Consider the following 14,910-nt stretch of genomic DNA (forward strand, 5'->3'; position numbering starts at 1 on the left):
TTGGAGGATTTTGTGGTGGAAGTGCTTTTTGTGGCGAGGGAGCTTGCTCCCGCTGGGCTGCGAAGCGGCCCCCAAAATTTTGCGGTCGCTGCGCAACCGAGCAGGAGCAAGCTCCCTCGCCACAAAAGCATCACCACCGATCACCTATCACCCCAATAGCTGGAGTCCACCCGGACAACCCCCTAGAATCGCCGCACCCTCAAGGAGACGATTTCATGCTGATGGTGATTTCCCCCGCCAAGACCCTCGATTACGAAACACCGCCGGCCACCGAGCGTTTTACCCAGCCACAGTACCTGGATCATTCCCAGGAACTGATCGAGCAACTGCGCGAACTCTCCCCGGCACAGATCAGCGAGCTGATGCATGTCTCCGACAAGATCGGCGGCCTCAATGCCGCGCGATTCGGCAGTTGGACACCGGCGTTCACTCCGGCCAATGCCAAGCAGGCGCTGCTGGCCTTCAAGGGCGACGTGTATACGGGCCTCGATGCGCCAAGCTTTGGTGACGCCGACTTCGACTACGCCCAGCAACACCTGCGCATGCTCTCTGGCCTCTATGGCCTGCTGCGGCCACTGGACCTGATGCAACCCTATCGCCTGGAAATGGGCACGAAGCTGGCCAATGCCCGGGGCAAGGATCTTTATGCTTTCTGGGGCACACGCATCAGTGAATGGCTGAACGAAGCCCTCGCCGACCAGGGCGACGACGTTCTGCTGAACCTGGCTTCCAATGAATACTTCTCGGCGGTCAAGCGCAGCGCACTGAAAGCGCGCGTCATCGATACCGAATTCCGCGACCTGAAAAATGGCCAGTACAAAATCATCAGCTTCTACGCCAAGAAAGCCCGGGGCCTGATGAGTCGTTTCGTGATTCAGGAACGGATCAGCGACCCTGCGGCACTCAGCCAGTTCGATGTACAGGGCTACCGCTTCAACGCCCAACAATCGAGCCGGGACAAACTGGTTTTCCTGCGCGATCACGCCCCCGAATAAGGCATGACCCTATACCGCCCCCTGATCGGGGGCTTCGATCATCTGCCTATTTGTCATCTTAGTTCATCGCCCACTTCGCCAGTTTCATGGCGCCAATAAATCGCCCCACTCCTGCGCTAACTTTTCTTTCACTCGACACTCGTCAGTTTTTTGCGTAGTGGCACCGATTTTTTTCATCGGTAGTGGCACAAAACTATCTACCCCTCCTAACTCCCCATTAATAAAGGGCAAAACGGCAAGTGCCATCATATTGAGGCCAGTGCCATCTTCGATAATATTTCGAAAAATTTCGAAAATCGCGATGAGCGGATCGGAACTATGTCAAATTGCATGGCTCATACCATCCGTAACGATTCTCGGCGAGCGTGTACGAGATAACTTACAAAGGACGTCGAACGGATTAACCAAGTTGTCACGACAACTTAGCGAAACGGTCGTCTAATTGGATCCACCCTTAAAGGATGGGAGATAAAGCACCATTACTATCCCCTACAAGGCCAAGGCTGCGCCCCTATAACGTGCTCACCCGAGCACACAAACTTTTGATTTTGTGGGCTTTTTGCCAGGGATCGGAAGTGAAGGACCTTTGCACGAGCGTTCCCGATAACGAGGACTGGCTGCATAACAGGGCAGGTCATAACAACTAGGCCACATTGCGCACAACTTGAGTGCATTTATTTAGACACTCGGAACTTAGTATGCCTGCACACGGCATTGTGGCGCCTGCATTCCACACTTCCGAGTGCACTATGACCGCTGAACACTATTAACTCCGGCCATTTAATGGCGTGAAAAACAGAGGGAAATGCGATGCGCATTAGCATATTTGGTTTGGGTTACGTCGGTGCAGTATGTGCCGGTTGCCTGTCTGCACGGGGCCATGATGTAGTTGGCGTGGATGTCGCCAAAGACAAAATCGACATGATCAACGCCGGTAAATCGCCGATCGTTGAACCTGGTCTTGGTGAGCTATTGGCGCAAGGCATTCAAACTGGTCGACTGCGCGGCACGACCAACTTCGCCGAAGCGATTCGCGATACTGACCTGTCGATGATCTGCGTCGGTACACCGAGCAAAAAGAACGGCGACCTGGAACTGAACTACATCGAAGCGGTGTGCCGCGAGATTGGTTTTGTCCTGCGTGACAAGACCACCCGCCACACTATCGTAGTTCGCAGCACCGTATTGCCGGGCACAGTGGCAAACGTTGTGATCCCAATCCTGGAAGACTGCTCCGGCAAGAAAGCCGGTGTCGATTTCGGTGTCGCGGTCAACCCTGAATTCCTGCGTGAAAGCACCGCGATCAAGGACTACGACCAGCCGCCGATGACCGTTATCGGTGAGTTCGACACCGCCTCCGGTGACGTTCTGCAGTCGCTGTACGAAGAGCTCGATGCGCCGATCATCCGCAAGGACATCGCCGTCGCCGAGATGATCAAGTACACCTGCAACGTGTGGCACGCCACCAAGGTGACCTTCGCCAACGAAATCGGCAACATCGCCAAGGCCGTCGGCGTCGATGGCCGTGAAGTGATGGATGTGGTCTGCCAGGACAAGACCCTGAACCTGTCCCAGTACTACATGCGCCCAGGCTTCGCCTTCGGCGGCTCCTGCCTGCCCAAGGACGTTCGCGCCCTGACCTACCGCGCCGGCTCCCTGGACGTGGAAGCGCCGCTGCTCAACTCGCTGATGCGCAGCAACGAATCCCAGGTGCAGAACGCCTTCGACATCGTTTCCAGCCACGACAAGCGCAAAGTCGCCCTGCTGGGCCTGAGCTTCAAGGCCGGTACCGACGACCTGCGAGAAAGCCCACTGGTAGAACTGGCGGAAATGCTGATCGGCAAGGGCTTCGACCTGAAGATCTACGACAGCAACGTCGAATACGCCCGCGTCCACGGTGCGAACAAGGATTACATCGAGTCGAAGATCCCTCACGTCTCGTCCTTGCTCAACTCCGACTTCGACTCGGTGATCGACAGCTCCGACATCATCATCCTGGGCAACCGCGACGAGAAGTTCCGCGCGCTGACCGAGAACGTACCGGAAGGCAAGCAGGTCATCGACCTGGTCGGCTTCATGTCCAAGGCCACCAACCCGAGTGGCCGGACCGAAGGCATCTGCTGGTAAGTCTGTTTGCCGGCCGGGGCATGCTCCGGCCGGCCTTTCGCCTGCCTTAACCCATCGGGCCGCCCACAAGGCCCGCCCGAGATAGAGACGGATGCAGATTATGCACAGGCTAAAGCACGGCCTGCTTCAGGCCGCCGGTTGGCTGTTTTACTTGAGTTTATTGATGGGCATCGCCATGGCGCTGCCCACGTCCACGTTCGACTCCGAATCCAAGGACTTCATCTTCCTGATCGGCGCCGTGGGCATCTGGCGTTACTCCATGGGAGCAACGCATTTCGTGCGCGGCATGATCTTCCTGTACATCGTCTACCCGCACCTGCGCCGCAAGGTACGCAAGCTGGGCAAGGCGGCGGATCCGTCCCATGTGTACCTGATGGTCACCAGCTTCCGGATCGATGCGCTGACCACCGCCCAGGTGTACGGCTCGGTGATTCGCGAGGCCATCGAATGCGGGCTGCCCACCACCGTGGTCTGCTCCATCGTGGAAATGTCCGACGAACTGCTGGTCAAGAGCCTCTGGGCCCGCATGAACCCGCCAGCGCGGGTCAAGCTGGACTTCGTGCGTATCCCTGGCACCGGCAAGCGCGACGGCCTGGCCTACGGTTTCCGCGCCATCTCCCGCCACTTGCCGGATGACCGCGCCGTCGTAGCGGTGATCGATGGCGACACCGTGCTCGCCGAAGGCGTCGTGCGCAAGACCGTGCCGTGGTTCCAGCTGTTCGGCAACGTCGGCGGCCTGACCACCAACGAGTTCTGCGAAGTGCGCGGCGGCTACATCATGAGCGAATGGCACAAGCTGCGTTTCGCCCAGCGGCACATCAACATGTGTTCCATGGCCTTGTCCAAGCGCGTGCTGACCATGACCGGCCGCATGTCGGTGTTCCGCGCCACCGTGGTCACCAACCCGGACTTCATCGCCGACGTGGAAAGCGACTCGCTGCAACACTGGCGCCTGGGTCGCTTCAAGTTCCTGACCGGCGATGACAAGTCGAGCTGGTTCAGCCTGATGCGCCTGGGCTACGACACGTTCTATGTGCCCGATGCGGCGATCAACACCGTTGAACACCCGCCGGAGAAGAGCTTCATCAAGGCCAGCCGCAAATTGATGTTCCGCTGGTACGGCAACAACCTGCGGCAGAACTCCCGGGCACTGGGCCTGGGTCTGCGCCGTCTGGGCCTGTTCACCTCGGTGGTGCTGCTCGACCAGCGTGTGTCGATGTGGACGTCGCTGCTGGGCCTGACCGTGGCACTGATCGCCAGCTTCAAGTACGGCACCGCGTTCATCCTGGTGTACCTGCTGTGGATCGGCATCACCCGGTTGCTGCTGACCCTGTTGCTGTCGTGCTCCGGACACAAGATCGGCCCTGCCTACCCGGCGATTCTCTATTACAACCAGATCGTCGGTGCCCTGGTGAAGATCTATGTGTTCTTCCGCCTCGACCAGCAGTCCTGGACCCGCCAGCCCACCTCACTGACCCGTGATCTCGCCAGCTTTCAACGTTGGTTCAACACTTGGTCGTCTCGGACCATGACCTTCTCCGCCGGCAGCATCTTTGTCGCCGTGCTGCTGACGATGGTCTGACCGGACTTGAATGAATTAACTAGGAAATCGCCCCTATGAACACCGCCGTGAATGTCAACGTAGTGCATGAATCCGAAGCCCAGCGCCAACACGCCCGGGTCAAAATCCCGGCCAAGCTGCGCTTCTTCGGCCCTGACCGTACGCCGATGGAAGTCAAGGTCCTGGACTTGTCCGCCGGCGGCCTGAGCTTCAACGCCGGCCAGATGCCCCTCAAGACCGGGGAGTCCTACAAAGGTCGCCTGCAGTTCGTCATCGACAACCTTGGCCTGGCCATGGACGTGGAGTTGCAGATCCGTTCCTACGACCGCCAGACCGGCCGCACCGGTTGCCAGTTCCAGAACCTGGAGCCGCGGGACATCTCGACACTGCGTCACATCATCACCTCGCACCTGGCCGGCGACATCGTCGGTGTCGGTGACGTGCTGGCGACCCTGCAGCGCGACAACTTCACCAAGGCCCGCAAACAGAAAGACGAAAACGGCGGCATGAGTGCCATGGGGCGCCTACGCGCCGTGACCTTCAGCCTGGGGGTCTTCGCCGTTGGCCTGGCGGCGTTCGGTTTCATCTTCAAGTCGGTGTACGGCATGTACTTTGTCAGCCACGCCCAGGCCGGCCTGGTGAACGTGCCGGGCATGGCCATTACCATGCCGCGCGACGGCACCGTGCAGAGCCTGGTCAAGGCCGACGGCGTGGCTGCCAAAGGCGCCCCGCTGGCGACCTTCAGCACCAGCATGCTCGACGTGCTCAAAGGTCACCTGGACGACAACCAATTGCAGCCGGCCAAGGTCGAGGAGCTGTTCGGCAAGCAAATGACTGGCACCCTGACGTCGCCGTGCGACTGCATCGTGTCCCAGCAACTGGTCGCCAACGGCCAGTACGCCAGCAAGGGTGACGTGATCTTCCAACTGGTCCCACGGGGCACCGAAGCCAACGTCGAAGCCCGTTTCTCCTATCGCCAGTTCGGCGACGTGCGCCCAGGTACGCCAGTCAACTTCCAGGTCGCCGGCGAAGACACCACCCGTACCGGCAAGATCGTCAGCAGCACCAGCCTGAAAAGTGCCGACCTGTCCTCCGATATCCGTGTGCTGATCCAACCTGACGAACCCCTGGACAGCTCGCTGGCCGGCCGGCCGGTAGAAGTCACCAGCGACCGTGGTCCGAACCTGAACTGGCTGATCGACAAAGCCATGGCCGTCGGTATTTAAGTCGAGGATATGCCCGTGACCATTATAAAAATCCTGAACACCCCACAGACTCTGTGGGAGCGAGCTTGCTCGCGAAAGGATCAACGCGGTCAGGATGCTATGCCGCAAACTCGTTCCCACATGGGAACACTGTGTGCCCTGGCACTGGCCGTCAGCCTGGCCGGTTGTGCCGGCCTGCCCGACCAGCGCCTGGCCAACGAAGCCCTCAAGCGCGGCGACACGGCGCTGGCGCAGCAGAACTATCAGCAACTGGCAGACCTGGGCTACAGCGAAGCCCAGGTCGGCCTGGCCGATATCCAGGTGGACAGCCGCGACCCCGAGCAGATGAGAAAAGCCGAGGCGACTTACCGCGCCGCCGCCGATATCTCGCCACGGGCCCAGGCTCGCCTGGGTCGCCTGCTGGTGGCCAAGCCCGGTTCCACTGAAGCGGAAAAACACGAAGCCGAAGGCCTGTTGAAGAAAGCTTTCGCCAACGGGGAAGGCAACACCCTGATCCCGCTGGCGATGCTGTACCTGCAATATCCCCACAGCTTCCCGAACGTCAACGCCCAGCAGCAGATCAGCCAATGGCGCAGCGCCGGCTACCCGGAAGCGGGCCTGGCGCAGATTCTGCTCTACCGCACCCAGGGCACCTACGACCAGCACCTGGATGAAGTCGAGAAGGTCTGCAAGGCCGCGCTGGCGACCACGGACATCTGCTACGTCGAACTCGCCACGGTCTATCAGAAACGCGGCCAGCCGGAACAGCAGGCCGCATTGCTCAAGCAGATGCAGGACGGTCACGCCCGTGGCGTCGTATCCGCCCAGCGCGTGGACAGCGTCGCCCGTGTCCTGGCCGACGCCAGCCTGGGCAAGACCGATGAAAAGACCGCCCAGTCGTTGCTCGAAGGCATCGCCCCTGGCTACCCCGCTGCCTGGGTCAGCCTGGCGCAACTGCTCTACGACTTCCCGGAACTGGGTGACGTCGACAAGATGATGCAATACCTGGAAAACGGCCGCGCCGCCGACCAGCCTCGTGCCGAGCTGTTGCTGGGCAAGCTGTACTACGAAGGCAAGTGGGTCCCGGCCGATGCCAAGGTCGCCGAGGCGCATTTCCAGAACGCCGTTGGCCGCGAAGTGGCCGCCGACTACTACCTCGGCCAGATCTATCGCCGCGGTTACCTGGGCCAGGTGTACTCGCAAAAAGCCCTGGACCACCTGCTCAAGGCCGCCCGCAACGGCCAGAACAGCGCCGACTTCGCCATTGCCCAGCTGTTCTCCCAGGGCAAGGGCACCAAGCCCAACCCGGTCAACGCGTATGTGTTCAGCCAGTTGGCCAAGGCGCAGAACACCCCGCAAGCCATCGAGCTTGCCCAAACCCTCGAAGCACAATTACCGCCGGAACAACTTGCACAAGCCCAACGCCTGCTACAACAAGAGCAGGCCATTCGCGGCGCAATGAGCCCCGATACGCTGGAACTGCAAGCCCTAAAAGAAGATGACGGCGAGGAACCTCTATGAAGCTTTTGAAGCTCAACCCTTTTGTGCAGGCTGGTATTGGCCTGTCGTTTGCCCTGCTGTGGTCCTGTCCGACCCTGGCGGCACTGACCGATAGCAAGAATTTCGGCCTGGAAGTGAAGATCACCGGGCAGTCCGAAGATGACCGTGATCTCGGCACCCAGAGCGGTGGCGACGTCAACGGTGTCGGCCTGGACCTGCGTCCATGGGTCTACGGTGAAAGTGAAAGCGGCGCCTGGAGCGCCTACGCCATGGCCCAGGCCGTGACGTCCAGCGACATCATCGAGACCGACACCCTGCAACAGTCCGATGGCAGCACCCAGCAAACCGACAGCGGTGACCGCGAAGCCAAGAAAAGCTACCTGGCCATGCGCGAGTTCTGGATTGGCTACCGTGGCCTGACCCCCTACCCGGGCGAGCAGTTGAAGTTCGGTCGCCAGCGCCTGCGCAACGACGACGGCCAATGGCGCGACACCAACATCGAAGCCCTGAACTGGACCTTCGACACCACCTTGCTACGGGCCAACCTCGGCGTGGCCGAACGGTTCAGCGAATACCGCACCGACCTCAAGGAATTGTCCCCCAAGGACAAGGACCGCATGCACGTCTACGGCGACGTGGGTTACCAGTGGATGCCAGGCCAATGGGCCGGTATCCGTGCCCACCACTCCCATGACAACGGCAGCCTCGACTACCCTACCCCGGGCGAGCCCACCGATACCCTGGACAAGACCGAGAATGGTGACTTGACCTGGCTCGGCCTGGAAGCCAACAGCGACGCCTACAACTGGCGCAACACCAACACCGTCAACTACTGGGCGAGCCTCACGGGCATGACCGGTGACCGCGACACCGTCAACCCGCTCAATGCCGACGGCACCCGCCCGACAGAAGCCAAGCACAGCGATGATGTGGACGGCTGGGCCACTGACCTGGGTATCCGCCTGCGCCTTGACCCGCAATGGCAAGTCGGTGCGGCCTATGCTCGCGCCAGCGAGGACTACGAACAGAACGGCCTGCAAAGCAACCGTTCGAACTTCACCGGCACCCGTTCGCGCGTCCACCGTTTCGGCGAAGCATTCCGTGGCGAAATGGCCAACACCCAGAGCGCCAGCCTGTTCGGTTCCTGGCAACTGCGTGACGAATACGACGCCAGCCTTGTGTATCACAAGTTCTGGCGCGTGGACGGCAACAAGCCAGTGGGCAGCAACGGTATCAATGCCGTGGAAAACAACACCGACGACGTGACCGGCGCAATCCTGTCCACCTCGACCCTGCCGCTGCGTGATGGCGACAAGGACCTGGGCCAGGAAGTCGATCTGGTCGTCACCAAGTACTTCAAGCAAGGCCTGCTGCCGGCCGCGCTGAGTCAGTCAATTGATGAGCCGTCGGCGCTGGTGCGCTTTCGTGGCGGCGTGTTCAAGCCAGGCGACGCCTACGGCAAAGAGGTCGATTCGTACATGCATCGCGCCTTTGTCGACGTGATCTGGCGCTTCTGATGCGAATGGCCATGGGAGTGCCCGAAATGAACCGCTACCTCAGGAACAGCCAGGCGATGAAAGGTTCGATCAGCCTGTTGGTCGCAGCGATGCTGCTGGCCGGCTCGCCGGCGTTCGCCAACGTTGAACCGGTGGTCAAGCCGGGCAACGTGGCCAAGGAACTGCAACGAGCCAAGACCTATACCGTCAGCAGCGCGCCGACCGCACCGCTGGAACTGGCCAAGCCGACCTTGCCCGACCTCAAAGGCTATACCGCCGAAGCGGTCGCGGCCAAGATCGTGCGCACCAAGCCCGGCAAGGTCAGCGTGCGCCGGATGATGCAGGAAAACGCCTTGAAGGACTTCATCGGCGGCGACAACAAGATGGCCGAGTGGGTCGTGCGTCAGCACGGTATCCCACAGGCCATCTTCCTCGACGATGGCTACATGAACCTCAAGGACCTGGCCAAGAAACAGCCCAAGTACCTCATCGAAACTTCGCCAGGTGTCTACCTGGCGAAGATTCCGATCGTGGTTGGCCAGAAAGGCATCCTGGAAATCGACAAACAGACCCAGGAACTGCGCCTGTCCCAAGAGGGCGGCTCATTCCTGGTCAACGATGGCCAGATGTTCATCCGCGACACCAAGGTCACCGGCTGGCGCGAAAAGGACAATGGCCCCGCCACGTTTCGCTCGCCCAAGGAATTCCGTCCGTTCCTGCTGTCGTGGGGCGGTACCGAGACCTACATCGTCAACACCAAGATGGCCAGCTTCGGCTACGCCAACAGTAAGTCGTACGGGGTGAGTATTTCCCAGTACACGCCGAACATGGCCAAGGTCCTCAAGCGCCCGGAACCGACCGGCTGGATCATCGGTTCCGAGTTCTCGGACATGTGGTACGGCTTCTACTGCTACGAGACCCGCGACTTTGTCATCAAGGGCAATACCTACAAAGACAACATCGTCTACGGCATCGACCCCCACGACCGTTCCCATCGGCTGATCATCGCCGACAACACCGTCTACGGGACCAAGAAGAAGCACGGGATCATTATTTCCCGTGAGGTCAACGACAGCTTCATTTTCAACAATCGCAGCTACGACAACAAACTCTCGGGCCTGGTGATCGACCGTAACAGCGTCAACAACCTGATCGCCTACAACGAGATCTACAAGAACCACACAGACGGCATCACGCTTTACGAGAGTGGTGACAACCTGCTGTGGGGCAACAAAGTGATCAGCAACCGCCGCCACGGCATCCGGGTTCGTAACAGCGTGAACATTCGCCTCTACGAAAACGTATCCATGGCCAACGGCCTGACCGGTCTCTACGGTCACATCAAGGACCTGTCCGACACCGACCGGGACATCAAGCTCGACCCGTTCGACGCCGAGGTCTCGCTGATCGTGGTCGGCGGCGAACTGGCTGCCAACGGCAGCGGTCCGCTGTCCATCGACTCGCCGTTGAGCGTCGAGCTGTACCGCGTGTCCATGCTCGCGCCGACCAAATCCAGCGGCATCAGCTTCACGGGAATCCTTGGCGAGCGCCAGGATGAAATTCTCGACCTGCTGGTGCGCCAGCAGAAAGCCGTGCTGATCGACCCTGTCGAACGCCAGACCGAAATGCGGGACTGAGGATGACCTTTATGAACCCACAGATGATCAAACTCCTGGGCCTGTCTGCCCTGACTGCCGGCATTCTCGCCGCTGCAAGCGGCGCCCGCGCCGATGAAATCAAGGCCCCGAGCTTCACTGCCGAGCCCTGCTGCAACCTGTGCCCGGCGGCCCATGATGCGAAGAACTACACCACGCGCTACCAGCAGAACTTCACCACGCTGGTACAAGCCCAGGGTGACTGGCTGTTCCGGACCCAGGAAGACCTGCGTACCGAATTCAACACCACCCCGGCCGGCTACAAGCGCCTGCAGCAGTTGCACGATGCGTTCAAGGCAAAAGGCGTCGAGTTGGTGCTCGTCTACCAGCCGACCCGGGGCCTGGTGAACCGCAACAAGCTCAACCCACAGGAAAAGGCCGCTTTCGACTATGAGAAAGCCCTGACCAACTACAAATCCATGCTCGGGCGTTTCGCCCAGATGGGTTACGTGGTGCCGGACCTGTCGCCGCTGACCAACGAAAACCTGCCCGAAACCCTGCCGGCCCACGATTTCTATTTCCGTGGCGACCAACACTGGACACCTTACGGCGCCCAGCGCACCGCCAAGATCGTCGCCGAGAAGGTCAAGCAGCTCCCGGCCTTCGCCGACATCCCCAAGCGTGAGTTCGAGACCAAGAAGTCCGGCCGCATGGGCAAGACCGGCACCCTGCACAACATGGCCGGGCAGCTGTGCGGCACCAGCTATGCGATCCAGTACATGGACCAATTCACCACCGAGCCCAAGGGCGAGGCGGGTGACGGCGATCTGTTCGGCGATTCCGGGAACCCGCAGATCACCCTGGTGGGCACCAGTCACAGCGGCAAGAACTACAACTTCGCCGGCTTCCTTGAAGAAGCCATCGGCGCCGACATCCTCAACGTAGCCTTCCCCGGCGGCGGTTTCGAGGGCGCGATGATCCAGTACCTGGGCAGCGAAGAGTTCCAGAAGAACCCGCCGAAAATCCTCATCTGGGAATTCTCGCCGCTGTATCGCCTGGACCAGGAAACCATCTATCGCCAGATGATGGCGCTGCTGGACAACAACGGTTGCGAAGGCAAGCCGGCATTGATGAGCAGCAAGACCGCGCTCAAGCCGGGCAAGAACGAATTGATGGTCAATAGCAAGAACATGGATCTGCGTAACGGCAGCCACCAGGTCGACATCCGCTTCGCCGACACCTCGGTGAAAACCTTGCAAGCCACCCTCTGGTACATGAATGGGCGCCACGAGGATATCAAGATCGAAAAACCGGATACCTCCGAAACCGACGGACGTTTCGCCTTCCAGCTGCGCACCGACGAGGACTGGGCTTCGCAAAACCTTCTGGCTGTCGAAGTCCAGGGACCTGAAGCCGGTAAAGAGCCGCAGCAGATCGAAGCGAAAATCTGTAAACGCAACGCATCTCCGCAAGCCGAACAAACGGCTCAAATCGGACAATGAGGTCTCGTCTCATGACCAGTACCACGCGCACCCGAACGTTGAAAACGCTGCTGGCGCCCTCCCTGCTGACCCTGGCAATGTTCGCCGGGGCCACGCAGGCCGCGGCCCCGCTGCGCCCGCCACAGGGTTACTTCGCACCGATCGAAAAGGTCAAGGCCGGCGAAGCGGCCCAAGGCTGCGACGCCACGCCGACGCCCTACACTGGCTCCCTGCAATTTCGCAGCAAGTACGAGGGCTCCGACAAGGCCCGTGCGACCCTGAACGTGCAGTCGGAAAAAGCCTTCCGCGACAGCACCGCCGACATCACCAAGATCGAGCGTGGCGTCAGCAAACAAGTGATGCAATTCATGCGTGACGGCCGTCCCGAACAATTGGAATGCACCCTCAACTGGCTGACCGCGTGGGCCCAGGCCGATGCGCTGATGTCCAAGGACTTCAACCACACTGGCAAGTCCATGCGCAAATGGGCGCTGGGCAGCATGGCTTCGGCCTATGTGCGCCTGAAGTTCTCCGAGTCCCGCCCACTGGCCAATCACCAGGAGCAGGCGCAACTGATCGAAAGCTGGTTCAGCCGGATGGCCGACCAGGTCGTCAGCGACTGGGACAACCTGCCGCTGGACAAGACCAACAACCACTCCTACTGGGCCGCCTGGTCGGTGATGGCCACCTCCGTGGCAATCAACCGCCGCGACCTGTTCGATTGGGCCGTCAAGGAATACAAGGTCGGCGTCAACCAGATCGACGCCGACGGTTTCCTGCCCAACGAACTCAAGCGCAAGCAACGCGCCCTGTCCTACCACAACTATGCCCTGCCGCCGTTGGCGATGATCGCCAGTTTCGCCCAGGTCAACGGTGTGGACCTGCGCCAGGAAAACAACGGCGCCCTCAAGCGACTGGGTGACCGGGTGCTGGCCGGGGTGGAAGACCCGGACATCTTCGAAGAGAAGAACGGCGACAAACAGGACATGAAGGACCTGAAGGTCGATTCGAAATTCGCCTGGCTCGAACCGTTCTGCAGCCTCTACACCTGCAGCGAGGATGTGCTGGAACGCAAGCATGAGATGCAACCGTTCAAGACCTTCCGCCTCGGCGGTGACTTGACCCGGGTGTACGACCCTTCGCGGGAGAAAGGTGAAAAAGGAAGCTGATTCACAACACATTTCCTGTGGCGAGGGAGCTTGCTCCCGCTGGGGTGCGTAGCGCCCCCAAGCCTGACGATGCGACTGCTTCGCAGCCGAGCGGGAGCAAGCTCCCTCGCCACAGGTAAGTGTCGGAAATGTAATCAACCACCCGGTTTTCATGGGGGGGTTTGGGGGGGCTCTGGCCCTTGACTGTTGATTCAACATGGAGAGATCGGGATGGTATTTTCATCCAATGTGTTCCTGTTTCTGTTCTTGCCGATCTTTCTCGGCTTGTACTACTTGAGCGGGCAACGCTATCGCAACCTGCTGCTGCTGATCGCCAGCTACGTGTTCTATGCCTGGTGGCGGGTGGACTTCCTGGCGCTGTTCGCCGGCGTCACCTTGTGGAACTACTGGATCGGCCTGAAAGTCGGTGCCGCCGGTGTGCGGACCAAACCGGCCCAACGCTGGCTGTTGCTCGGCGTGGGCGTGGATTTGGCCATCCTGGGCTACTTCAAGTACGCCAACTTCGGCGTGGACAGCCTCAACGCAATCATCACCAGCTTTGGCCTCAACCCGTTCATCCTGACCCATGTGCTGTTGCCGATCGGGATCTCGTTCTACATCTTCGAGTCCATCAGCTACATCATCGACGTCTATCGCGGTGACACGCCGGCGACCCGCAACCTGATCGACTTCGCAGCGTTCGTGGCGATTTTCCCGCACCTGATCGCCGGCCCTGTGTTGCGTTTCCGCGACCTGGCCGACCAGTTCAACAACCGTACCCACACGCTGGACAAGTTCTCCGAAGGCTGCACCCGCTTCATGCAGGGCTTCATCAAGAAAGTGTTCATCGCCGACACCCTGGCGGTGGTGGCCGACCATTGCTTCGCCTTGCAGAACCCGACCACGGGCGATGCCTGGCTCGGCGCCCTGGCCTACACCGCGCAGCTGTACTTCGACTTCTCCGGCTACAGCGACATGGCCATCGGCCTGGGCCTGATGATGGGTTTCCGTTTCATGGAAAACTTCAAGCAGCCCTACATCAGCCAGTCGATCACCGAGTTCTGGCGCCGCTGGCACATCAGCCTGTCCACCTGGCTGCGCGACTACCTCTACATCACCCTGGGCGGTAACCGCAAAGGCACGCTGATGACCTATCGCAACCTGTTCCTGACCATGCTGCTCGGTGGTCTGTGGCACGGCGCGAACATCACCTACGTGATCTGGGGTGCCTGGCACGGCATGTGGCTGGCCATCGAGAAAGCGGTGGGCATCAACACCACGCCACGCAGCATCAACCCGATCCGCTGGGCGCTGACCTTCCTGCTGGTGGTGATGGGCTGGGTGATCTTCCGGGCCGAGAACCTGCACGTGGCCGGTCGCATGTACGCTGCCATGTTCAGCTTCGGCGACTGGTCGCTGTCGGAACTGACCCGCGCCAACCTCACCGGCCTGCAGATCGCCACGCTGGTGGTGGCCTACATCACCCTCGCCTTCTTCGGCCTGCGGGACTTCTACACCAACCGTCCGCCGGTCAAGACCAAGCCTGAGGTCAATACCGAGGCCAACGGCCCGGCCACCGCACAACCGGGGATGATCAAGGCCGTACCGGGTGACAACCCATCGACGATCCATGAGCCGGGCTACACCGTGGGTGTCGAAGCCCAGGTGCAACCGGCCTACTGGACCGTGGACTGGTCGCGCTACGTGATGCGCGCCCTGGTGCTGCTGCTGTTCATCGCTTCGATTCTCAAACTCTCGGCGCAAAGCTTCTCGCCGTTCCTTTACTTCCAGTTCTGAGGGAT

At 60.3% G+C, this 14,910-nt stretch carries 11 protein-coding genes; 10 read left to right on the forward strand and 1 reads right to left on the reverse strand.

Annotated features, from left to right (window positions below; all coding sequences use genetic code 11):
* Positions 1-215 precede the first annotated feature (215 nt).
* Positions 216-995, forward strand: a complete 780-nt coding sequence (gene yaaA, locus BLU76_RS17655; RefSeq protein ID WP_092223672.1) for a peroxide stress protein YaaA — start codon at positions 216-218, stop codon at positions 993-995.
* Positions 996-1,079: 84 nt separating this feature from the next.
* Here yaaA and BLU76_RS31705 read toward each other — a convergent pair whose 3' ends face one another.
* Positions 1,080-1,244, reverse strand: coding sequence for a hypothetical protein (locus tag BLU76_RS31705; protein WP_170846000.1), 165 nt, complete (start codon positions 1,242-1,244; stop codon positions 1,080-1,082).
* Positions 1,245-1,805: 561 nt separating this feature from the next.
* Between BLU76_RS31705 and BLU76_RS17660 the strand changes: the two genes are divergently transcribed.
* The 9 genes from BLU76_RS17660 to BLU76_RS17700 all read left to right on the forward strand — a co-directional run bounded on the left by BLU76_RS17660 (position 1,806) and on the right by BLU76_RS17700 (position 14,905).
* A complete protein-coding gene (locus tag BLU76_RS17660) occupies positions 1,806-3,122 on the forward strand; it encodes a nucleotide sugar dehydrogenase (protein WP_063324509.1) in 1,317 nt (438 codons plus the stop codon).
* 100 nt (positions 3,123-3,222) lie between these two features.
* On the forward strand, positions 3,223-4,704 hold the full coding sequence (alg8, locus tag BLU76_RS17665) for a mannuronan synthase (RefSeq protein ID WP_371856190.1): 1,482 nt from the start codon (positions 3,223-3,225) through the stop codon (positions 4,702-4,704).
* Positions 4,705-4,739: 35 nt separating this feature from the next.
* Positions 4,740-5,909: an alginate biosynthesis protein Alg44 gene (locus BLU76_RS17670; protein ID WP_063324507.1), complete on the forward strand. Its 1,170-nt coding sequence runs from the start codon at positions 4,740-4,742 to the stop codon at positions 5,907-5,909.
* A gap of 15 nt (positions 5,910-5,924) precedes the next feature.
* Entirely contained in the window at positions 5,925-7,409 is a 1,485-nt protein-coding gene (algK, locus tag BLU76_RS17675) for an alginate biosynthesis TPR repeat lipoprotein AlgK (RefSeq protein ID WP_092223823.1), read from the forward strand.
* A 5-nt stretch (positions 7,410-7,414) separates the two neighbouring features.
* Positions 7,415-8,905: an alginate export family protein gene (locus BLU76_RS17680; RefSeq protein WP_063325227.1), complete on the forward strand. Its 1,491-nt coding sequence runs from the start codon at positions 7,415-7,417 to the stop codon at positions 8,903-8,905.
* Between the two features lie 26 nt (positions 8,906-8,931).
* Positions 8,932-10,521, forward strand: a complete 1,590-nt coding sequence (gene algG, locus BLU76_RS17685; protein ID WP_092146964.1) for a mannuronan 5-epimerase AlgG — start codon at positions 8,932-8,934, stop codon at positions 10,519-10,521.
* An 11-nt stretch (positions 10,522-10,532) separates the two neighbouring features.
* A complete protein-coding gene (locus tag BLU76_RS17690; RefSeq protein ID WP_092146850.1) occupies positions 10,533-11,981 on the forward strand; it encodes an alginate O-acetyltransferase in 1,449 nt (482 codons plus the stop codon).
* 11 nt (positions 11,982-11,992) lie between these two features.
* Positions 11,993-13,129, forward strand: a complete 1,137-nt coding sequence (locus BLU76_RS17695) for a mannuronate-specific alginate lyase (RefSeq protein WP_092146848.1) — start codon at positions 11,993-11,995, stop codon at positions 13,127-13,129.
* A gap of 210 nt (positions 13,130-13,339) precedes the next feature.
* On the forward strand, positions 13,340-14,905 hold the full coding sequence (locus BLU76_RS17700) for an MBOAT family O-acyltransferase (RefSeq protein WP_063324503.1): 1,566 nt from the start codon (positions 13,340-13,342) through the stop codon (positions 14,903-14,905).
* The last annotated feature ends 5 nt before the right edge of the window (positions 14,906-14,910 follow it).

Origin of the sequence: Pseudomonas sp. NFACC08-1, from assembly GCF_900106735.1 — a bacterium.
GTDB lineage: Bacteria > Pseudomonadota > Gammaproteobacteria > Pseudomonadales > Pseudomonadaceae > Aquipseudomonas > Aquipseudomonas fluorescens_Q.

Bases quoted from the DNA above. Each gene is read 5' to 3' on its own strand.
- yaaA (WP_092223672.1), top strand. From the start codon at position 216: ATGCTGATGGTGATTTCCCCCGCCAAGACCCTCGATTACGAAACACCG.
- BLU76_RS31705 (WP_170846000.1), bottom strand. From the start codon at position 1,244: ATGATGGCACTTGCCGTTTTGCCCTTTATTAATGGGGAGTTAGGAGGG.
- BLU76_RS17660 (WP_063324509.1), top strand. From the start codon at position 1,806: ATGCGCATTAGCATATTTGGTTTGGGTTACGTCGGTGCAGTATGTGCC.
- alg8 (WP_371856190.1), top strand. From the start codon at position 3,223: ATGCACAGGCTAAAGCACGGCCTGCTTCAGGCCGCCGGTTGGCTGTTT.
- BLU76_RS17670 (WP_063324507.1), top strand. From the start codon at position 4,740: ATGAACACCGCCGTGAATGTCAACGTAGTGCATGAATCCGAAGCCCAG.
- algG (WP_092146964.1), top strand. From the start codon at position 8,932: ATGAACCGCTACCTCAGGAACAGCCAGGCGATGAAAGGTTCGATCAGC.
- BLU76_RS17690 (WP_092146850.1), top strand. From the start codon at position 10,533: ATGAACCCACAGATGATCAAACTCCTGGGCCTGTCTGCCCTGACTGCC.
- BLU76_RS17695 (WP_092146848.1), top strand. From the start codon at position 11,993: ATGACCAGTACCACGCGCACCCGAACGTTGAAAACGCTGCTGGCGCCC.
- BLU76_RS17700 (WP_063324503.1), top strand. From the start codon at position 13,340: ATGGTATTTTCATCCAATGTGTTCCTGTTTCTGTTCTTGCCGATCTTT.